The 21,830-nt window shown below is 60.0% G+C and carries 15 protein-coding genes; 9 read left to right on the top strand and 6 right to left on the bottom strand.

All coding sequences use genetic code 11. The features are described 5' to 3' along the window. The first annotated feature begins 112 nt into the window (after window positions 1-112). From ligA to J7447_RS11815, 3 genes are all read left to right on the top strand, one after another. On the top strand, window positions 113-2,266 hold the full coding sequence (ligA, locus tag J7447_RS11825; RefSeq protein ID WP_209169685.1) for an NAD-dependent DNA ligase LigA: 2,154 nt from the start codon (window positions 113-115) through the stop codon (window positions 2,264-2,266). A 323-nt stretch (window positions 2,267-2,589) separates the two neighbouring features. Then, window positions 2,590-2,886, top strand: a complete 297-nt coding sequence (locus J7447_RS11820; protein WP_209169684.1) for a GIY-YIG nuclease family protein — start codon at window positions 2,590-2,592, stop codon at window positions 2,884-2,886. A 390-nt stretch (window positions 2,887-3,276) separates the two neighbouring features. Then, window positions 3,277-5,715 (top strand): UvrD-helicase domain-containing protein, encoded by a 2,439-nt coding sequence (locus J7447_RS11815; RefSeq protein WP_209169683.1) that lies wholly within the window; start codon window positions 3,277-3,279, stop codon window positions 5,713-5,715. A 135-nt stretch (window positions 5,716-5,850) separates the two neighbouring features. On the opposite strand, the gene J7447_RS11810 is transcribed toward J7447_RS11815, so the two are convergent. Then, entirely contained in the window at window positions 5,851-6,417 is a 567-nt protein-coding gene (locus J7447_RS11810) for a tetratricopeptide repeat protein (protein WP_209169682.1), read from the bottom strand. Between the two features lie 139 nt (window positions 6,418-6,556). Between J7447_RS11810 and J7447_RS11805 the strand changes: the two genes are divergently transcribed. Then, window positions 6,557-7,447: a 50S ribosomal protein L11 methyltransferase gene (locus J7447_RS11805; RefSeq protein ID WP_023000508.1), complete on the top strand. Its 891-nt coding sequence runs from the start codon at window positions 6,557-6,559 to the stop codon at window positions 7,445-7,447. 214 nt (window positions 7,448-7,661) lie between these two features. Here J7447_RS11805 and J7447_RS11800 read toward each other — a convergent pair whose 3' ends face one another. After that, window positions 7,662-7,865: a hypothetical protein gene (locus J7447_RS11800; RefSeq protein ID WP_051990144.1), complete on the bottom strand. Its 204-nt coding sequence runs from the start codon at window positions 7,863-7,865 to the stop codon at window positions 7,662-7,664. 248 nt (window positions 7,866-8,113) lie between these two features. On the opposite strand from J7447_RS11800, the gene J7447_RS11795 reads away from it, so the two are divergent. Next, window positions 8,114-9,928, top strand: a complete 1,815-nt coding sequence (locus J7447_RS11795; RefSeq protein ID WP_209169681.1) for an aminopeptidase P family protein — start codon at window positions 8,114-8,116, stop codon at window positions 9,926-9,928. A 70-nt stretch (window positions 9,929-9,998) separates the two neighbouring features. Then, a complete protein-coding gene (locus J7447_RS11790; RefSeq protein ID WP_023000511.1) occupies window positions 9,999-11,033 on the top strand; it encodes a phytanoyl-CoA dioxygenase family protein in 1,035 nt (344 codons plus the stop codon). A gap of 42 nt (window positions 11,034-11,075) precedes the next feature. Here J7447_RS11790 and J7447_RS11785 read toward each other — a convergent pair whose 3' ends face one another. Next, complete coding sequence (locus J7447_RS11785; RefSeq protein ID WP_209169680.1) at window positions 11,076-12,740, bottom strand: chloride channel protein; 1,665 nt, start codon at window positions 12,738-12,740, stop codon at window positions 11,076-11,078. 250 nt (window positions 12,741-12,990) lie between these two features. Here J7447_RS11785 and J7447_RS11780 point away from each other — a divergent pair, with 250 nt between their 5' ends. Beyond that, a complete protein-coding gene (locus J7447_RS11780) occupies window positions 12,991-14,805 on the top strand; it encodes a chloride channel protein (RefSeq protein ID WP_209169679.1) in 1,815 nt (604 codons plus the stop codon). Window positions 14,806-14,880: 75 nt separating this feature from the next. On the opposite strand, the gene J7447_RS11775 is transcribed toward J7447_RS11780, so the two are convergent. After that, the gene (locus tag J7447_RS11775) at window positions 14,881-15,333 is read right to left on the bottom strand and encodes a thioesterase family protein (RefSeq protein WP_139314309.1); all 453 of its coding nucleotides are present in this window, start codon (window positions 15,331-15,333) and stop codon (window positions 14,881-14,883) included. Window positions 15,334-15,502: 169 nt separating this feature from the next. Between J7447_RS11775 and J7447_RS11770 the strand changes: the two genes are divergently transcribed. Both J7447_RS11770 and J7447_RS11765 read left to right on the top strand, forming a co-directional pair. Next, window positions 15,503-16,927 (top strand): FAD-linked oxidase C-terminal domain-containing protein, encoded by a 1,425-nt coding sequence (locus tag J7447_RS11770; RefSeq protein WP_075284640.1) that lies wholly within the window; start codon window positions 15,503-15,505, stop codon window positions 16,925-16,927. 181 nt (window positions 16,928-17,108) lie between these two features. Continuing rightward, window positions 17,109-20,957, top strand: coding sequence for an AsmA-like C-terminal region-containing protein (locus J7447_RS11765; protein ID WP_209169678.1), 3,849 nt, complete (start codon window positions 17,109-17,111; stop codon window positions 20,955-20,957). A gap of 342 nt (window positions 20,958-21,299) precedes the next feature. On the opposite strand, the gene J7447_RS11760 is transcribed toward J7447_RS11765, so the two are convergent. Together J7447_RS11760 and J7447_RS11755 are read right to left on the bottom strand one after the other, a co-directional pair. Continuing rightward, window positions 21,300-21,533, bottom strand: coding sequence for a ribbon-helix-helix domain-containing protein (locus J7447_RS11760; RefSeq protein WP_023000517.1), 234 nt, complete (start codon window positions 21,531-21,533; stop codon window positions 21,300-21,302). Window positions 21,534-21,539: 6 nt separating this feature from the next. Beyond that, a complete protein-coding gene (locus J7447_RS11755; RefSeq protein WP_209169677.1) occupies window positions 21,540-21,818 on the bottom strand; it encodes a DUF4169 family protein in 279 nt (92 codons plus the stop codon). Window positions 21,819-21,830: the final 12 nt, after the last annotated feature.

The raw sequence follows: 21,830 nt of genomic DNA, 5'->3' as shown, positions 1-21,830 counted from the left end.
TTTTGCCGGTTCGATGTGCTATCAACGCTTGAGCCCGCCATTTGGTTCCGGTATCCGATTTAATCCGGTCATCAACCCGGTCTCTCCCGCTGACACATTTCGTGAAGACATCATGACTGACACTTCCTTCGCCCAAACCGACATCGACGCCCTGACGCAGGAGGAAGCACAGGTCGAGCTGAAACGGCTGGCGGCGGAAATCGCCGAGCACGACCGCCGCTATCACCAGGAAGATGCCCCGGTGATCTCGGATGCGGACTATGACGCGCTGCGCCGGCGGAACGCGTCCATCGAGGCCCGGTTTCCCAATCTCATTCTTGAAGACGGTCCCTCTGCGCAGGTGGGGGCGGCCCCTGCGTCCGGTTTCGGCAAGATTACTCACCGGGTGCCGATGCTGTCGCTGGACAATGCGTTCAACGATGACGACGTCCGGGACTTCGTCGGCCGCGTGCGCCGGTTTCTGAAGTTCGATCCGTTGATGGGGGCTCTGGCGGTTACCGCGGAGCCGAAGATCGACGGTCTGTCGCTGTCTCTTCGATATGAAAACGGCACTCTGGTTTACGCCGCAACGCGAGGTGACGGCACCACAGGTGAAAACGTCACCGAGAACGCGAAGACGATCAAGGATATTCCGGAGAAGCTGTTCGGCACGGTGCCGGGTGTCGTTGAAGTGCGCGGCGAAGTCTATATGGCGCACAAGGATTTTCAGGCGCTGAACGAGCGCATGGCAGCCAATGGCGGCAAGGTTTTCGCTAACCCGCGCAACGCGGCGGCGGGCTCGTTGCGCCAGCTGAAATCCGAAATCACGGCCTCCCGCCCACTGCGGTTCTTCGCTTATGCCTGGGGCGAGATGAGCGAGCTGCCGGAAGACACCCAGTTCGGCATGGTCAAGCAGCTGGAAGCCTGGGGCTTTCAGGTCAACCCGCTGATGAAACGCTGTGAAACCGTGGAAGAGCTTCTCGGGGTCTATCACGGCATCGAGGAAAGCCGTGCCCAGCTCGATTATGATATCGATGGTGTGGTCTACAAGGTCGACCGGCTGGACCTGCAGGAACGCCTCGGCTTTGTCTCGCGGTCACCCCGGTGGGCGATTGCTCACAAGTTCCCGGCCGAACAGGCCTACACCATTCTCAACGACATCGAGATCCAGGTTGGCCGAACAGGTGCCCTGACGCCGGTTGCCAAGCTGGAGCCGATTACGGTGGGCGGTGTCGTCGTTTCAAACGCGACCCTCCACAACGAAGACTATATCAAGGGCATTGGCCAGGACGGAGAGTCGATCCGCGGCGGCAAGGATCTTCGTATCGGTGACACGGTGAAGATCCAGCGTGCCGGCGACGTCATTCCGCAGATTGTCGATATCGACCTGGACAAACGCCCCGATGGGGCGGAAGCCTTCGAGTTTCCGACTGTCTGTCCCGCCTGCGGTAGCCACGCGGTGCGCGAGGAAAAGGAAAAAACCGGGCGCCGCGATGCGGTGCGCCGCTGCACCGGCGGTCTGATTTGCCCGGCCCAGGCAACGGAAAAGCTCAAGCATTTCGTCTCGCGCAATGCCTTCGACATCGAAGGCTTCGGCGACAAGCAGGTCGACGCCTTCTACAAGGAAGGCCTTGTGATGGCGCCGGCGGACATCTTCACGCTGGAGGAGCGGGACAAGCGCTCTCTCACCAAGTTGCGCAACCGGGAAGGCTGGGGGGCCGTTTCGGCGAAGAACCTTTTCGAGGCAATCAACGCGCGGCGGGAGATTGACCTTCATCGTTTCATCTTCGCCCTTGGAATCCGTCACGTGGGCGAGGGCAACGCCAAGCTTCTGGCACGTGCCTATGGCTCCTGGGCGGCGTTCTACGTTGCCATGAAGGCGGCGCATGACACGTCGGGTGAAGCCTGGACAGAGCTCAATGACATCGACGGCATCGGCCATATCGTTGCCGAGGCGCTGGCGGAGTTCTTTGCCGAGCAACACAATCTCGACCAGCTCGACGCGCTTCTGGTCGAGGTGTCACCCAAGGACGCTGAAAAGATCAACGCCTCTGGCTCACCTGTCGCAGGCAAGACAGTGGTTTTCACCGGCTCGCTGGAACGTATGACCCGCGACGAAGCCAAGGCCATGGCCGAACGCTTTGGTGCCAAGACAGCCGGTTCCGTGTCGAAAAAGACCGACCTGGTGGTGGCCGGACCTGGAGCTGGTTCAAAGCTGAAAAAGGCGCAGGAACTGGAGATCGAAGTCATCTCCGAGGATGACTGGTTCGATCTGGTGGGGGCCTGAGCGGATATTCCCTTCGTGTTTTGTCATCCGGGTTTTTTTGACGAAAGGCCCGAGGCAGAGGCATTTTGTTCCACCGGTGCCTGCGTTTACTGGATCCCCGCCTGCGCGGGGATGACAAAATGGGGAGGTGGGCTCTGTTTTCATTTCACATTACCCCGCCATCCATTGTCATCCCGGTTTGACGCGCAGCGGCAAGACCGGGATCCAGTAACTCCTGTGCTCGCTGTAACCGCAAACCTCCGGGTTTCCCGAAACCGGTATCGGCTGCGTCATATCAGCAGGACTAACGTTTATCCGGGAAGAATTTCAACGAAGGCTCCACGTTGCACCTCGATCAGCAATATTATGTCTACATTCTTGCAAGCGGACTGGGCGGCACGCTCTATGCCGGGGTGACGAATGACCTGTTGGGCAGGGTTTCGCAGCACCGTGAAGGCCTCGGAAGCCAGTTTACCGCGAAATATGGCGTGCATCGCTTGGTGTATTACGAAGTTCACGAGGAAATCGAGTGGGCGATCAAGCGGGAAAAACAGCTCAAACGCTGGAAGCGTGCCTGGAAGATCCATTTGATCGACGAACGGAATCCAAACTGGGACGACCTGTTTGCTAAACTGGTTTGACACTTTTGCGTCGCTTCGATCGTTTTCTGGGCATTGCCAGTTCTCCCGCCGCTTGGTCAAGCAACAGGCTCCCTAGTTTACTGGATCCCCGCCTGCGCGGGGATGACAAGAGGGAGGCTTCAGGGCATGGCTTTGCTTCTTGTCATCCCGGTTTGACGCGCAGCGGCAAGACCGGGATCCAGTAACCCCTGTGCTCGCTGGAACCGCAAACCTCTGGGGTTCCTGAAATCTGTCGCGGCTTTGTCAAAGGAGGCGGCCTCACGCAGTTGCCGGTTCAAATAAGAAAAGCCCGCTTCTTGTCCCCACCAAATCGGTCATTCCTGCCTCGCCAGCGCCGGTATGTTGCTATATTGTTCTCAAAACAAGCGCTTGAAACCGGACCAGTAAACCATGACCGACCCGGACGGGTACGACGATTCCTTTGACGATCCATTCCAGCCTATCGGCACGCGGGCGGAGTCCGCGCCTGCTCCCGCGCGGCCGCAAGGTGGGATCGCGGCCAGGGCGATGGCGGCACGGCGGGCACCGGACTATCTGACGGGGCTGAACCCGGAGCAGCGGCTGGCGGTGGAAACGACCGAAGGGCCGGTTCTGGTGCTGGCTGGTGCCGGTACGGGCAAGACCCGCGTGCTGACAACACGCATCGCCCATATTCTGGCAACCGGCTTGGCGCGGCCGTCCGAAATTCTGGCTGTCACGTTCACCAACAAGGCATCGCGCGAGATGAAGGAACGCATTGCCGGTTTTGTCGGCGGCAATGTGGAAGGCATGGCGTGGCTCGGCACGTTCCACTCCATCTGTGTGAAGATCCTGCGCAAGCATGCCGAACTTGTCGGCTTGAAATCGTCCTTCTCGATCCTCGATACCGACGACCAGATCCGCCTTATCAAGCAGATCATCCAGGCCGAAGGGCTGGACGACAAGCGCTGGACGGCCAAGGCCTTTGCCGGGATGCTGGATGGTTGGAAAAACCGGGCTCTTGGGCCAAAGGATATCCCGGAAGGCGAGGCGCGGGCGTTTGCCAACGGCAAGGGCCGAAAGCTTTACGAGGAATATCAGGAGCGCCTGTCGATCCTGAACGCGGCCGATTTCGGTGACCTGCTTTTGCATGTCATCACGCTGTTCAAGACCCAGCCGGATGTCCTCAAGGAATATCAGCGCCGCTTCCGCTATATGCTGGTGGACGAATATCAGGACACCAACATCGCGCAGTACCTGTGGCTGCGGCTGCTGGCCCAGGGCAACCCGAATGTCTGCTGTGTCGGTGATGATGACCAGTCGATCTACGGCTGGCGCGGCGCGGAAGTCGATAACATCCTGCGCTTCGAACATGACTTCAAGGGCGCCACCGTCATTCGCCTGGAGCGCAATTACCGCTCAACCAGCCATATCCTGGCTGCCGCATCCCACCTGATTGCCTTTAACGAAGGCCGTCTCGGCAAGACGCTGTTCACGGATTTCGAGGAACCCGACCACGACCTGGTGTCGGTGGCCTCCGTCTGGGACAGCGAAGAAGAAGCGCGCACCATCGGCGACGAGATCGAGACGCTTCAGTCGCGAGGTCATTCGCTCAATGAAATGGCGGTTCTGGTGCGGGCATCGTTCCAGATGCGCGAGTTCGAAGACCGGTTTGTCACGCTGGGACTTAATTACAGGGTCATCGGCGGTCCGCGCTTTTATGAGCGCATGGAAATCCGCGATGCCATGGCGTATTTCCGCTGTGTCGCGCAGCCCGCGGACGATCTGGCGTTTGAGCGTATTGTCAACACGCCGAAGCGCGGTCTTGGCGATGCGACGCTGAAACTGGTCCATGGCGTTGCCCGGGCAGAGCGTATTCCACTGATGCAGGCGGCAAGCCAGCTTATCGATACCGAAGAACTCAAGCCAAAGCCACGCAACGCGCTGAAGTCCGTGCTCGACAACTTCGAGCGCTGGCGGCGCCAGCTCGACCAGCTGAAACACACCGAACTGGCGGAAATCATCCTCGATGAGAGCGGCTACACCGAGATGTGGCGGCAGGACCGCTCGGCGGAAGCGCCCGGACGGCTCGACAACCTGAAGGAACTGATCCGGTCGATGGACGAATTTGAATCCATGGCCGGTTTCCTGGAGCACATTTCCCTCGTCATGGACCGGGACAGCGCGGATGCGACCGACGCCGTATCCATCATGACGCTGCACTCGGCCAAGGGGCTGGAATTCGACACGGTTTTCTTGCCCGGCTGGGAAGAGGGGTTGTTTCCCCACCAGCGCGCGCTGGATGAATCCGGTCGCGCCGGTCTGGAGGAAGAGCGCCGGCTGGCCTATGTCGGCATCACCCGGGCGAAGAAACGCGCAAAGCTCTATTTTGCGTCCAACCGGCGCATTCACGGCCTCTGGCAGTCCACCGTTCCCTCACGGTTTCTGGACGAGCTGCCGCCGGACCATGTCGAGATTGCCGAAGCTTCGTCCAGCTATGGCGGCTATGGCGGTGGCGGTTACGGACCGTCCCGGTTCGACAGTCATGATCCCTTCGACAAGGGCAGCTACTCCACGCCGGGCTGGCAACGTGCGCAGCGTGCCAAGCAGTCCTCCAGCGGATTTTCCGATGGCGGTGGCCGTGGGTATCAGTCCGCGCGGCAAAAGCGTCAGGGGCCGTTGACCATCGAAGGAGAGCTGGTGGCGAAATCCGTCAGTGACACGCCATCGCAATTCTCTCTGGGCGAGCGCGTGTTCCACATCAAGTTCGGCTATGGCGCCATCAAGTCGATCGAGGGAAACAAGCTGACCATCGACTTTGAAAAGGCAGGGGTGAAGAAGGTCATCGACAGTTTCGTCGAACGGCACTGACCGGCTGGTTGCAAAAACCAGTCCGGTGAACTGCTTCTGACGGCTACGCTCCAATGGAACCGGGAATGTGGTCTCGCACTTGATGTATCCTTGGGTTGACCCCAAAGCCCGAGACACTTTGCGCCTGGGGCCGTTCTAGAGATCGACACCTTGCGGTTTGATCAGCATGTCGCGTTCCTTCAGGTAGGGATGTATACCGACGGCCTCACGCAGCACTTCCTGGCCCAATTGCACCCTGCCGAGCGTCATGAAGATGATTGCCTTGCCGGACAAGGCGCCAAAGTGCCGTGGTTCCAGAGCAAGGGCGCGTTCGATATCTTCGAGGCTGGCTTCGTAATTACCCTGCAGGAAGAGGATGAAGGCACGCTGGTTCCAGCCTTCCGAGTAATCCGGTGCTTCTTCCACGACCGTGTCGAGCAGATCCTTCGCACCCTGAAAGTCATAGGATCCTCGTTTACGCATGGCTTCATCCACCTTCTGCCGGATCTCCGGCGTGGGGGCCGCATCCAGCCAGGTGTGCCAGATGCTATCTTCGATCTTGCTGGCCGCCTCTTCATTTGGAGCGTTCTTCAAGGCTTCAAACAGTTGATCCTGCTCGGACGTTGCCCAGGCGGGGAAGATGAGAAGCTGGAGGCAAAGAAGGGCAGCAACCAGACATCCGGTCACTTGCAGCCAGTTTAGGTGCGAACGGGGGCAAGTCATGGGTGTTTCCTCGCATTTCCCAATGAAATGGGGCAGAGACCCGGTTTGCCCAGTGCCGGGACCGTTTCAAGCTGGCATCGCTGGCCGCTTCCCGCTATACCGCACGCCTTGACCCCAATAACCACAGGCGCGAGCGGCGATGAAAACCATCCGGGTGCGGATCACGGCTGAAGAACTGGAAGCCAAGCGGATCTCCGAGATCCTTGAACGGGCGTTTGAGGACGACGGCAATCCGGTGACCATCTACGAAGCAACGCCGGACGGACGCCTGTGGGCGGCTGAAATTCTTCTGTTCGACATGGAGCCGGAAGAGGCGGCTGCGACGGTGCGCGACCGTGTCGGTGCCGATGCATTTGCCGCGCCGCTGGAAGCAGAAGAACTGCCGGATATCAATTGGGTCGAGAAGAGCCTTGAAGGGCTGAAGCCGGTAAAGGCCGGTCGTTTCGTTGTTCACGGCAGCCACGATAGGGACAAGGTTCCAGGTGGGGCCATCGGCATCGAGATCGAAGCCGCGCTTGCCTTCGGAACCGGTCACCATGGCACGACCGCGGGTTGCCTGGAGGAAATCGACAGGCTTTTGTCCATGCGCGCGTATGACAGCATTCTCGATCTTGGAACGGGAACAGGCGTGCTGGCAATCGCCGCTGCGCTTCAATCCCGCCAGTTGGTTCTTGCAACCGATATCGACCCTGTTGCGACGAAAACAGCGCTGGAAAACGCCCGGCTCAACGGTGCGGGGCATCTTGTTCGTGGGTTTACCGCCAACGGAATTGAAGACCGCCGCTTCCGTCTCTTTGGTCCGTTCGATCTGGTGATCGCCAACATCCTGGCGCGGCCGCTGATGAAGATGGCGAAGTCCATCGGTGAACGCATGACGCCGACCGCAACCCTCGTGCTGTCCGGCCTCAGGGTGGAAGACGGTCCCCGGATTCTGTTCGCCTACGGCTGTCAGGGGTTCATTCTGGACAGGCGCGGCGAAAAGGACGGCTGGTTGACGCTTACACTTGTGCGGGGACGTAAACAGGCCTGACTGCGTCCGCCATCTGCCAGAAAACAGCGATGATCATGTCCTCGCCTGCAAGGCGCTTGTCGTCGCCAGGCTCGGCAGGGTGAGGGAAGGGGAGAGCCGTTTCTTTTATTCTGGTGCCCGGAAATCTTGACTGCAGATACAAAAAGACCCGCCGAAATTTTCGGCGGGTCTTTTCTTGTGCACAGTGGTTTTTACTTAAACCGTCCTGAGCCCCTTAGAACGCGCTGGTAGAGGTGCCTTCGCGCTCGAGCTGGGCGCGGTCGTAGCCGTGGGAGGCAAGGGTCGCGTCGTCCAGTGACAGCAGGTAGCCGTTGACATAGCGGCGTGCCTGGATGGAGCGGGCTTCAATCATGCGGTCGAAAGCGCGGCGCATGAAGCTGCCGCCGGCGCGGGTCGAGGTGGTTGTTTTCATGGTCATCGTGGTCATTCCCATTTGAAGTTTAAGAGCTTCCCTAGGGAGAAACGTCTTTTTTCTTGTCTGAACCCTATATGCGCTTTTGCCGGGACCTCAGGTAGGCCTCGAAACGCATGCCAGCCTTGCGCTCTTCGCATATGCGAAAGATTTTGCTGCAATGCAAAATATGAGGAAGATAATGCTGCTGAACCAATTCAAGCGGAATAATTATCCAGCTTGATCGGATGGGGCCGCGAAATTATCTTGCGGCCATGTTCCAGACCTTTGACGATCTCAGTGATCCTTCCTGTGGTGCGCCGCATGCGGCGCTTCTCAGAGCCGAACTCTCCCGCCGTGGTCTCGACGGCTTTCTCGTGCCGCGCGCCGATGCGCATCAGGGCGAATATGTTCCGCCGCATGATTGCCGCCTCCAGTGGCTGACAGGCTTTACGGGATCTGCCGGCATGGCGGGGGTTCTGGGGGAAGAAGCCGCGATTTTCGTTGACGGCCGATACACCATTCAGGTGCGTGACCAGGTCGACATGGCGGTCTTTCCGGCGCGCCATCTTGTCAATGAGCCCGTGACTGACTGGCTGGCCGAACGACTGCAGCCGGGGCAGAAGCTGGGCATCGATGCCATGCTGCACACGGTGCGAGAGGTTCGCCGTCTCGAGGAGATTTGTGAGTCGGCCGGCGCCACTTTGGTCAAGCTGAACGACAACCCGGTTGACAGTGTCTGGAAGGGCCGTCCGGAGCCGCCGCTTGGTCAGGTTTTTCTCTATCCGGTTGAGCTTGCCGGACGCGGTGCGAAGGACAAGATTGCCGAAATCCAGTCGGCCCTCGCAAACAAGAAGGCGGATGCCTGCGTGCTGACGCAGCCCGACTCGATTGCCTGGCTGTTCAACATCCGTGGGTCTGACGTCACCCATACGCCGTTGCCGCTCTCCTTCGCCACGGTTCCGGCAGAAGGCAAGCCGTCCCTGTTCATTGATGGCCGCAAGTTGTCCAATTCCGTTCGCGATGCACTCGCCGATCTGACGGACCTCAGTGAACCGGCTGATTTCAAGCCGGGACTGGAGGGTCTCGGCAAGGCTGGTGCCAGGGTGATGATTGATCCAGGCCTGGCGGGGATCGGCATCGCCGACGCCATCACCAAGGCAGGTGGAACCTTGCTGGAAGCGCAAGACCCGATCCTGCTGCCGAAGGCGATCAAGAACGAGACGGAACTGAAAGGCGCGCGCACCGCGCATGTCCGCGATGCAGCTGCTTTCGTCAATTTTCTGTGCTGGTTTGACGAAGTTGCCCCAAAGGGCGATCTCGATGAGATCGCCGCTGCGGAAAAGCTTGAACAGTTCCGCCAGGAAACCGGCGTTCTGAAGGATATTTCCTTCGACACGATTTCCGGTGCGGGCCCGAACGGGGCGATTTGCCATTACAGGGTCAGCCGGTCCAGCAATCTCAAGATCCCGGTCGGCAAACCGTTCCTGATCGATTCGGGTGCCCAGTACGAAGACGGTACCACCGACATCACCCGCACACTTGCGGTCGGGGAAGTCGGCACGGAGATGAAGAAGCACTACACGCTGGTGCTGAAGGGACATATTGCGATCTCGACGGCAAAGTTCCCGGAAGGCACCACGGGTGCGCAGCTCGATACGCTTGCCCGAATCGATCTGTGGAAGGCCGGTCTTGATTTCGACCATGGCACCGGTCATGGCGTCGGTGCCTACCTCAGCGTTCACGAAGGACCACAGCGCATTGCCAAAACCGGCACGGTGCCGCTGAAACCGGGCATGATCCTGTCGAATGAGCCGGGCTACTATCCGGCGGGCGAATACGGCATCCGGATCGAAAACCTGGAAGTCGTCACGCCTGCGCGTGATTTGCCGGGTGGGGAACGCCCGATGCTCGGCTTCGAAACGATTACCCTTGTGCCCATGGATCTTCGGTTGATTGAGCCTGCTCTGCTGACGGTGGCCGAGCGCGACTGGTTGAACCGGTATCACGAGAGGGTCCGTGCCGAGATCGGCCCCCTTGTGGGCGCGAAAGAGCGGATCTGGCTGGAACAGGCGACAAAAGCGATCTAAAAGATCCTGAAGGCCGGTTTCGACCGGCCTTCCTATTTTGAATTCTTGTTTATCGAGCTGAGGTTTTTCAATGCGCGCAGCGGATGTTCTCAAGATGCCGCTCTACGCTGCCGAGCTGGCAACCGGAGCCAAGTCGTTTCGGGACAATCCGCTGATTGGCAGCCGCCGGCTGAACGAGGCCGGGTTGCACGCCAAGCGCATCAAGCTGGCGGAATCCATGGCGGATTCGCGCCGCCGCAGGTTGGAGCACCTGCTTCCGGAAGCTGATCGTGCTGCTTATGCAAGAGACGGATTTATCGCCACCCGCAATCTTCTGCCGGAAGATGAACTGGCGGCGCTGCGCAAGGAAGTCGAAACAACGCGCTTCGATGCCTGGGACATGCGCCAGGGCAATGCCGTCACGCGGTTCGTTCCCCTGCCGCCCAGTGTGCTTGCAGATTTGCCTCATCTGAAGGCCTTTGTCTGGAGCAAGCCGTTCCAGAACGGTCTGCGTTATGTCGGTTCGACCAATGGTGATCCACTGGTCTACCTGCATATCGTCATGACCAATCCGGACACCAAGCGGAAGGCCGACCCGCAAACGGCGTTCCATTCCGACACCTTCCACCAGACCGCGAAATCGTGGTTCTTCCTCTATGACATCGATGATGCCGAGGGACCTTTCACGTATATTCCCGGATCGCACCGGCTGACGCCGGAACGGCTGGAATGGGAACGTGAACAGAGCCTGTCGGCCTGTGGCGACAAGAATACGCTGCATGCTCGCGGTTCCTTCCGCCTTGCTCCGGAAGAACTGGGTCGGCTGAAATATCCCGAGCCGGTGAGGTTTGCAGTTCCCGGCAACACGCTGGTCGTTGCCGATACCCACGGCTTTCATGCCCGTGCCGCCAGCAAGCGACCGTCGGTACGCGTGGGCATTTATGGCTCGCTGCGTCGAAATCCATTCTTGCCGTGGGCGGGGCTTGACCCGTTCGATCTGCCAGGCATCAGGGGGCGCCAAGCCCGGTTCTACATGGCCCAGAAGGATCTGCAATTCCGCCTGAAAGGCAAGGCATCGCATCGCTATGCGGGCAAGATCCTGGTAACGGAACCTTCGAAATTCTGACCTTGCGGACTATCCTGCAGACGGAATTCCTGCAGGTGTCCGTTAGTGGTGCTCTTCCTCGTTGGCCTTGATCAGCTCCGAGTTGAAGTGATTGAGCGCCTTTACGTGGCGCGCCTGTCCGACGATCCTGGTTGAATCTTTGGTGCTGACGACGGGAAGCGAGGCTTCTCCGCAGGAATCGAAGCTTTTCAGTGCGCTTTCAAGCGAGTCTGTATCATGAAGGTAGCTGCCGTCCTGACCGGGTCGGAAAATGCAATCCTCCTCATTGGCCGGGGGAGGGTCCATGAAATCCTTCACCTTGACCGTTTCTCCCAGAAAGCGGTGGATGCCGTCATTCACGAAATAGCCGCGCAAGCCAAGCAGCCAGTGGAAATAGGATTTGCCATGAACGGCCTGCGTCAGGCCCGTTGCAATCGACACGGTCAGCAGCAGGGCGATCGAGAGCGTGTAGCCGCCGGTCAATTCGAAAACGATCATGGTTGTTGAAAAAGGCGCGCCGAGAACTGCTGCTGCAACGGCCCCCATTCCCAGGATCGCGTAGAGCCCCTCGCTTGAAGCCAGTTCGGGAAAGACTGAAGCAGCAATCAGCCCGAAGGCGCCTCCGGTCATTGCCCCCAGATAGAGCGATGGAGAGAAGATGCCGCCACCAAAGCGGGACGCCAGCGTGATCGCGGTCGCGGCTGTTTTCGCAAACAGCAGAGCGAACAGCATCGCAAGGGGCAACTGGTCCTTGAGGGCAGCGTCCGTGGTCTCGTAGCCGACGCCAAGCACGTCGGGAAAGACCAGAGCAATGAGCCCGACCGCGAAACCGCCGATAACAGGCCGCAGCCAGACCGGCATCGAAATGTTCCGGGCAACCCAATCCGTTCCAATCAATGCAAACTGGAACAGGATTGCCACGAGGGCGGAAACCAGGCCCAGAAGCGCAAAGGCGGGAAATTCCCAATAGGAGGTGATCTGGTGTCCCGGGATCACGAAGGCGGCAACGTCGCCGAACCAGAGCCGGGAGAATACGGTTCCCGTAACGGCGGCAATCGCGATGGGCGAAATGGCCGACATCGCATAGTGCCCGAGAATGACCTCGTGTGCGAACAGAACGCCTGCGATAGGCGCGTTGAAAGAGGCGGATACCGCACTGGCAACGCCGCAGGCCAGCAGAATGCGGTGCGCGGAATCCGGCAGGTGAAACAGGCGCCCGACGGATGCACCGATGGTTGCTCCCAGGTGCACGACGGGGCCTTCACGCCCGGCACTGGCACCGGAGCCGAGCGATAACGCCGTGATAAGGGCTGATGATATGCCCGGCCAGAACGGCAGCCCGCGTCCGCCTTTGACACGAGCCTCGATCACGTCCGCCACGCTGAACGTTCTCTGCATCGGTTGCATGTACTGAAGCAGCAGGCCAACCAACAATCCGCCAATGGTGGGCCCGGCAACGATCATGTACCACGGCAGTGTCGCGGCGGCGCTGACGACACGTTCCGTCGCCGTGCCAAGCCAGGGCAGCTGCACCAGGCTGATGATCTCACGGAAGATAATGGCCGCCCAGGAGACGAAAGATCCGATCAGAAGGGCAAGCAGCCAGACGATATGGCTTTTCTGGCGCAGAAATTCCCTGAAGTTGAACCCGATGCCAGCGAGAAGCCCGGCGATGCCGGAACGAATGGAAGGGGCGAGCCTGTAAAGAAAGTTCAATCGGTCTGGCATTTGGTCGGCGTGACTCAACTGAGATTAAAAGCCAATCTGAATTACGGCCCCATTTTACGGAGGAACCGCGTCACTTCACCGTCAAAATTGAAAAAATCCGGCTTGTCCCTTGATTTTCATGTGTTCAGGTTTAAGGAGGGGGTGTCGAAGCCTTCAGGCCATGTCGCCATCCCGGTCGCCTAGACCGGCTGTTTTGGGCTCCGGCAAATCGCCAGAAGTAGCCCTCTCAGCCAAGAAGTGTTGGCCTGCCATGTCCGTTGTTGAACCGTCCGATACACCGTCACTGTCCGGTGACGGCCCCCCAGACGCGCGCGAAGAACGCGTATTTTCTGTGCCCATGTTGTGTCTTGTGGCGTTCTTTATCGGGATCGTCGCAGCCATTGGTGCGGTTTTCTTCCGATATCTGATCTCGGTCGTTCATAATCTTTTCTACTACGGAAAATTTTCGACCGTTTACGACGCCAACCAGTTTGCCGATGCCAGCCCTCTTGGCGCTCTGGTCATTCTTGTCCCTGTCGTCGGCGGTTTGATCGTGGTGTTTCTAGTGAAGACCTTCGCTCCGGAGGCCAAGGGGCACGGTGTGCCGGAGGTGATGTTCGCGGTCTACCACAAGAAAGGCGACGTTCGCGGCGTGGTGGCGCTGGTGAAATCCTTTGCCTCGGCGATCTCCATCGGAACCGGTGCATCCGTCGGCCGCGAGGGGCCGATCATCCAGATCGGAGCTTCCTTCGGTTCGACGATCGCCCGGGCGCTGCATTTGCCGCGCTGGCAAAAGATCACGCTGCTTTCTGCTGGGGCAGGGGCGGGGATTGCCGCTACCTTCAACACGCCGCTTGGCGGGGTGCTCTTTGCTGTCGAGATGCTGTTGCCCGAGGTCAGCAACCGGACATTCCTGCCCGTGGTCGTTGCCACGGCGACAGCCACATACGTCGGCCGGATTGCCTTTGGTCTCGACCCGGCCTTTATCGTGCCGATCTCCGCGGAAGAGGCTATTGAAGCCATCGCACCGATCCAGCTGGGCGCCTATGCACTGCTCGGCGTCCTGGCCGGCATTGCCTCCTGGGCTTTCATTCGCACGCTCGCCTGGTGCGAGGACCTGTTCCCCAAGCTCCCGGGCAATGACTACACCCAGAACATCATCGGTATGCTGATCATCGGCACGCTCAGCTATGTCCTGATGCTCACCACGGGGCATTACCACACCGCAGGCGTCGGCTATGCCACGATCCAGGATATCCTGAACTCGACCTCTTATACGTTCATACTGCTGGCTGTTCTCTTTATTGCGAAAATCATCGCGACATCGATCAGCCTTGGTGCGGGGGCATCCGGCGGTGTCTTCTCGCCGTCGCTGTTTATCGGTGCGACGCTTGGCGGAATGGTCGGTGTCCTGTGTTCCTATCTGTTCCCGGACAGCGGATTTACGGCGGTGGAATTCGCCCTTGTTGGCATGGGAGCGCTCGTAGGCGGCGCAACCGGCGCATCGATGACTGCCATCGTGATGATCTTCGAGATGACCCGGGACTATAACGTCATCGTGCCGCTGGTTCTGGCGGTCGCGATTGCGGTCGGTGTCCGGCGCTGGCTGATCAAGGACAACATCTACACGGTCAAGCTACGCCATCGCGGCAAACCGATCCCGCTCAACCGGCACACCAACATGTATCTGGTACAGCCGATCAAGGAAGTGATGGCAAAGAACTTCGTGATCCTGCCGCTTGATACGCCTGTCCAGGAAGCGATTTCCGCCGTGAGTGCCGATGGCGGATCCCACATCATCGCGTCCGACGGGCCCCGGATTGCCGGCTTTGTGCGCCTCGGCACCATTCCTTACCAGGCCGACCGCTTCGCCGGGCAAACGCTGCGCGCGATCCTCTCAAGCGATTTCGTGATTGCACCGGCAACCAACATCATGAATTCGGTGATCACCCGCATGAACAACCGCAACCGCAGTTGCGCGATCATCGTGTCGGGCGACGGCCGTATTCCGCGTCCGGATGATGTGGTCGGGGTGGTCGATTCCAAGGAAATCGCCGGCGTCGTCGTCTCCAACCACTACGGCTGAGGCGATCGGTTCGGATGTCAGCCCGTGGAGTGGTTTGCCGCTCCACGGGCTTTTGTTTTCGCGTCGATCAGTTGCTCAGGGCTTCTTGCGGATCTCGATATGGCGTCCCGCCCGTTCCGGGCGCGGCAGACTGGCATGAGCTTGCGACAGGGCTGTCAGGTTGGCCGCAATGTCCTCCGGCCAGGGAGCGACCTTGCGGGCGTTCATGTCGACATGAAGACTCAGTTGTTCTGATGTCGCCGACAGCCAGCCTTCCTCTGCGTGGCGCAGTTCCTGATAGAAATGCGCGCGCTTGGCATCGAAATCGACAAGCTGAAGCGTCGCGATCACCTTCATGCCGGCGCTGAGTTCGCGCAGGTAACACACATGTACCTCCGCGGTGAAGAACGAGCCACCACGGGTCTTCACATAGTCGGGACCCATGCCGAGACGGTGAAAGACCTCATCGACAGCCGTATCGAACAGGACGTTGTAATAGGCCATGTTCAGATGGCCGTTGTAATCGATCCAGTCGTCCTTGACCGTCATGATTTCGCTTTCCACCGGCTTTGCGTCCCAAGTCACCTTCACAATCCTCCTTGCGCCATTGTGTCCAACCTTGCGGGAAATGCCCATTAGGCTTTGACCTTTCGGGCCGGGGCTAACATATTCGGTTTTTTACCGCGCAGACAAAGTCGCGGCCCCAGGAGGAAAGAGAATGCCGGAATTGGCAACCGCGTCCGACGGAGCGCAAGTCCTTGAAAAGAATGGCGCGATCAGCGCTGCCATCGAAAAGCTGACGGGCCTGTTCAAGGACCGTTGCTCCACGTCCATGGCTCTGCGGGAACAGCATGGCCACACCACCACCTGGTTGAAGAATCAGCCGCCCGATGCAGTTGTCTTTGCGGAGACGACCGAGGAAGTTGCCGAAGCCGTCAAGATTTGCGCAGCTCACAAGGTACCCGTGATCGCGTTCGGCACGGGGTCCTCGCTTGAAGGGCATGTGAATGCACCGTTCGGCGGCGTTTCCATAGACCTGTCCCGCATGAACAACATTCTGGAGGTCAATGCGCAGGATCTGGATTGCCGGGTCGAGGCCGGGGTAACGCGCAAGCAGCTCAACAGCTTTATTCGCGACACCGGCCTGTTCTTTCCGATCGACCCGGGTGCGGATGCCAGCATCGGCGGCATGGCGGCCACCCGTGCATCGGGCACCAACGCTGTTCGATACGGCACGATGAAAGACGCAGTCCTCGGCCTCACCGTGGTGACCGCGGACGGACGGATCATCAAGACGGGTGGCCGGGCGAAGAAGTCCTCGGCGGGTTATGATCTGACCCGGCTTTTTGTCGGCTCGGAAGGCACACTCGGCATCATCACCGAGTTGACCTTGCGCCTGAACGGTCAGCCGGAAGCCATTTCCGGTGGCGTCTGCCCGTTCCCGGATGTTGCATCCGCCTGTAATGCTGTCATTACCACCATCCAGATGGGGCTGCCTGTAGCGCGTATCGAGCTTCTGGATGAAGTTCAGGTGCGCGGCTGCAACATCTATTCCAAGCTGGACCTGCCTGAAACTCCGACGCTTTTCCTTGAGTTCCACGGATCTGAAGCCGGGGTGCAAGAGCAGTCGGAAACTTTTTCGGCGATTGCCGAGGAGTTTGGCGGCGGGCCATTCAAATGGGCGACAGCGGCCGAAGACCGGACGAAACTTTGGGCAGCCCGGCATGACGCCTATTGGGCAGGCAAGTCGCTGAAGCCTGAAGCCAGCATCATGGTGACGGACGTGTGCGTGCCGATCTCGCGGCTTGCGGACTGCGTTGCCGCCACGGCCGAGGATATCCGCAACGAAGGTTTCCTGGCGCCGATCGTCGGGCACGTGGGTGACGGTAATTTCCACGTTCAGATCCTGGTCAACCTGGACGATCCGGAAGAAAAGCAGCGGACGGAAGACTTTGTCGGACGGCTTGCGCTCAGGGCGATCGCCATGGGGGGCACCTGCACCGGCGAACACGGTGTCGGCCAGGGCAAGCAGAAATACATGGCCAAGGAACATGGCGAGGCGCTTGACGTGATGCGCGCTGTCAAACAGGCGCTCGATCCTCACAATTTGATGAATCCCGGCAAGATCCTGCCGCAGTCATGATATTGTATCGAATCAGTTCAATAAGCTCGTTTTGCTCCGCCGGACGCCGCGAGGCGGCGATCCGGCCGGCGCCGGAAATCCTGTGTTTGCACTGCAGCACGGATCGGCTACATCTATCCGGTACGATATCCGGTGACTTTGGAGAACAAGGAGACAAGGCCTGAACTCCGTCTACATCACGTTGGGTGTAACAGTCATTCTGGTGCTGGTGGCAGCGCTGGTCGGGCCGTTCTTTATCGACTGGACCGTCTATCGGTCGACTTTCGAAAGCTATGCGGAGCGCGCGCTCGGGCACAGGGTGACTGTGCTGGGGGAGGCGGACCTGCGGCTTCTGCCTGCGCCCTCCATCAGTTTTTCCGACGTGCGTGTCGGTGGTGCTGAAGATCCGTTGCTGGTGGTCTCGCGCTTCGACATGCGCATCGAGCTTCCGTCGCTGCTGAAGGGCGAGATTCGGGTTCTCGACATGGAGCTCGACCGTCCGCACCTGTCACTTTCACTTGATGAGGCTGGTCGACTGGACTGGCTGACGGCCATGACGTCGAGCGGCGCCATAGCCAAACTGGCACCGGATGACCTGTCCTTCGAAAAGGTGACGATCCGTGACGGCGCATTGACGATCGTTGATGCGCGGTCTGGCGAAACCAACCGGATTGATGACGGAAATCTGGTCGTGTCCGCACGCTCGCTGGAAGGCCCGTTCCGGGGCGCCGGCAGCCTCACGCTGAATGGTGCGCCCTATACGGTCAGCCTTGCAACTGGCCGCGCACAGGAAAACGCCGGACTGCGTGTCAAAGGCGAAGTCACGCCCACCAGCAGGCCGGTGAACTTTGCTTTCGACGGTCAGCTTCAGGTGGCCGACGCCGCGCCTGAATTCGACGGCCGCTTCACCATCGCCTCTGTTGCGCTGGAAGAAAACGATCCGAACATCTGGCAGGCGGAAGGGCAGTTCACTGCCGATATCGCCGAGGTGGCGGTTCCTGAATTCGAGTTCCGCTATGGTCCCGAAGACCGGCGCCTGAGCATGACCGGCAATGCGGATCTGATCTATGCCGGCGAAAAGCGTTTTGAAATCCGTGCGAAGTCGAAGCAGGTCGATCTGGACAGGTTGCTGGGCGGCGGACCGCAATCCCCCGTCGACATTAACGAGGCGGCAACACGGCTGATTGCTGCCCTGCGCGTCGTGCCGCTGCCGTCCATCGACGGTGCCGTATCCATGGATGTTCCGGCGCTGGTGGCCGGTGGCGGCATCATCCAGAATGTTCGCCTGGATCTTGAAACCATGCTGGGCGGCTGGCGCGTCGCGCGCCTTGCCGGACGCCTGCCGGGCCGCACGACGGTTGCCACCCAGGGCGACCTCGGCCTCGAGCCGTCTTTGACCTATCGTGGTGCGGTGTCTATCAGCTCGGACCAGCCGGGGTCGCTTCTCAGCTGGTGGCGGCAGAAGGAAGCCGGCGTCGGTACTATCGAACCAGTTTCCCTGGAAGGACGCTTGAACCTGGTGCCCGAAGGAGCGGCGCTGGACAATCTGCGTCTGACCATTGCCGGTTCCGAAGCCCGCGGCGGCCTGGCTTACCGCATTCCGCGCAGCGGCAATTCGGAATTCTCGCTCTCTCTGGAAGCTGACCGGCTCGATCTGGATCAGATCGAAAACCTGGCTGCCCTGCTTCACCCTCAGGCTGTCGAAGCGGGAGAACCGGCAGATCCCAAAGGCCTCGATGTTTCCTTGCGCCTTCGTGCCAAACAGGTGGTGGCACGCGGTGTGGAGGGCGAAGGTCTGGCGCTGGAGGCAGAGTATTCGGACGGCGGCGTCAGGATCGACAGGCTGTTTGCAAATGACCTTGCAGGCGCCCGGCTCGATGTCTCCGGCGATATCCGCAATCTCTTTTCAGCACCTGAGGGAGCTGTGTCCGGAACGCTCGACGCCCGGGACCTGTCCGGTCTTGTTGCGCTGGCAGGCGGGTTGTTTCCCGAAACCATCTTTGTTGAACGGCTTGAGCGCGCAGCCGCAAGTCTGGTGCCTGCCAAGTTCGATGCCGAGTTGAAGGCGGCTGCGGTTGGCGAAGCAACGGACATGACACTGCGCCTGGATGGGAGCGCGGGCGGCGCCGATGCTGCGATCAATGCAGAGCTCAAGGGCCGTGTCGACCAGTGGCACGATGCCGAAGTTGCCGTCGGTGTGGAACTGAAGGGCCCGGATGGCGGCCGGCTTCTGCAGCAGCTCGGGTTTGATGTCATTCCTCTGGAAGCTGCCGGAACAGGCCATCTGGCGCTGAATGTTTCCGGCATCCCGGCAAAGGGGCTGGCCACCGACCTTTCCACGGAGATCGGCGGATCCAGCGTTGAAGCCAACGGAACCTTGACCCTGAAAAAGGATGAGGCGCCGGAATACCTTGTTTCGGTGACCGCAGAGACTGCGGACCTTGGCCCGCTGGCGTTGATGGCCGGTCGGGTCCTGCCGGTCATGAGCGGCACGATCCCTGCAGCGCTTTCGGTCGATGTCGAAGGAATTGGCAGCTCGATGGCTGTCAGCAGGGCTGAAGGCTCGCTCGGAACGACGACGTTCGAAGGTCGTCTGGAAGGCGACCTTGAACCGGCACCGGGCGAACGTAACAGACGTTTTTCCGGTGAGATAACGGTGTCCGAGGCCGATCTGCGCACAATGACGGAACTGGTCCTTGGTCCCGATCAGTGGTTCTCGGCGGGGGACGGTTCAAGCATCTGGCCGACAACCCCGTTCGGATCGCCGCTTCTGGATGGCCTCGACCTGACCATGCAGTTCAAGGCAGACAGAATGCTGCTGGACGAGGACACCGCCATTACCGGTCCGAGTGCCGAAATTCGTCTGTCTCCCAGCCTGTTCCGCCTCGATGGACTGCAGGGAGCCTTCGCCGGTGGTCAGCTTGACGGCAGCCTCTCGATACGCCGGACCGAGGCGGAGGCCGCGGCTTCCGGCCGGGTGAAACTGGACAATGCCGATCTGAGGCAGGTGTCCTGGCGGCCGGACAACAGGGCGGTCGCTTCCGGCACGCTCGATCTTTATCTGGAATTCGAAGGGGCGGGACGCTCGATCTCGGCAATCGTGTCAGGCCTCAACGGCGGCGGCACGTTCTCGATGGAAAACGGCGACTTCCGCGGTCTCAACCCGCAGGCCTTCCCGCTGGTGACACGCGCGGTGGATGCGGGACTGGACCTTCAGGAGAACAAGATCCGTGACGTTTTCGTCAGCCACATGGCGGCGGGAAGTCTTCCGTTCAAGCGCGTTGACGGCACGCTGACAATGGTGGGCGGACGACTGAGCGCTCGTAACGTTGTTGTCGATGCCGAAAAGGCGGAGATCTTCGGCAGTGCAGAAGTCAATCTCGCCAGTTACGATCTCGATGCGGATTTCTCGTTGAAAGTCGATCCGGGCGAGGACGCGGTCACCGGTGCTGAACCACAGGTCGGACTGTTGTTCGAAGGGGCGGTCGAGGCTCCGGAACGCCGCGTCGACATCGCGCCGTTTACCGCCTATCTCACCCTGCGTGCCTTTGAGCGGGAGGTTGAACGCGTCGAGAAGCTTCAGGCGGAAATTCTGGAACGTGACCGGCTTGTGCGGGAACTGAAAAACCAGCGGGAAGGCGAAGCCCGCCGGGAACGTCAGGCAGCCCGGGCGGCCGAAGAGGAGCAGCTTCGTCTTGAGCAAGAGCAGTCCGGCGAAGACATTCAGCCTCAGCCGGATCCGGACAAGCAGGAAAATTCAGCCCTTCCGCAAAAGACCAACGATGCGCCGCGCAGGGAAACCCGCGCCGCGCCGCCGCCAGTGCCTGCGCCAGCCCCGGCACCGGCCCCGGCTGTTGCCGCGGCTCCCTTTGCAGAGCGCATTCGGGCCGTGTTGGAGACGCCGGATCTGGAAGACCTGACCGCAGCGCCAGATACTGCCCCGGTCACCAATCCTTCGAACAGCCTGCCACCCCTGGACCCGCCGGTCTCCATTGAAGACCTTCTGACACGCGACGTCGGCTCGCCGCTGGTCCTTCCCGGCGCACAGTGACAGGTTGGTGCGACGGGCCTTCGCTCGTCGATATTGGGCAGGTGTTGCCTGAAGCCCATTGAACGGCGATCGGAAAAGAAGCCGCCAGTCCTTTTCACTCAAAGTTTCAGCAATCTCTTCTCATCCTGAGGAAGCGCGCAGCGCTGTCTCGAAGGATGGGCGGCACACTCTTGAGCAAGTGGCCCATCCTTCGAGACGCGCGCAAGCGCGCTCCTCAGGATGAGGGAGATGTATGTTGCAGAGGCGGCAAGAGGGCTCTGAAGCTCAGAGGCAGTCCGGGCACCTCTAGCAGCGCTGTGGGCAGGCGAAAAGCAGGGGACCGGAAATCAGATTGTCAGCCGTTCATCCCTCCGAAATCAGACCAGCTTCCATTTGGACCCGTTTCAAGGCCCAGACCCTGACTGCCGAAGACAGCGGGTCTTCCGGGTCGCGGTTGTCGTCGATTTCGGCAATCAGTCCGGCGAGGGACTTGTTCGCGGCGTCGGCGTAGGCGTCGACGACGTCCCAGAATTCCGGTTCCAGCGCGAGGCTGGTGCGGTGGCCATGAAGGGAAAGAGAGCGCTTTAAAAGAGCCATTGGCGGTCAGCCGCGATCGCCGGAAGAGCCCGGGTCAGAAGGTTCGGCTTCGATTGTGTTCGCGTCTGTTGTTGCTTTATCGGATTGTTCGGCATCCGGGTCGTCAGGTTTTTCCAGAAGATGCCCGTCGACGTGGGTTTCCAGCGTTTCCCGGCGTTGGCGGGCCGCCTCACGTTCGGCTTTGGACCGGCCATACTTGCGCCGGTTGTCCTCGGCCGTCTTTTCCTTGTCCTGACGGTTCTTCTGCTTGCGCACCATGCGCAGATTGATGATCTCCGCGCTCATGGGAAAGGCTCC

Source organism: Labrenzia sp. R5_0, from assembly GCF_017743835.1.
Taxonomy (GTDB): domain Bacteria; phylum Pseudomonadota; class Alphaproteobacteria; order Rhizobiales; family Stappiaceae; genus Roseibium; species Roseibium algicola.
The sequence above is the reverse complement of the archived record's forward strand: the minus strand, read 5'-3'. Positions and strand labels throughout refer to the sequence as shown.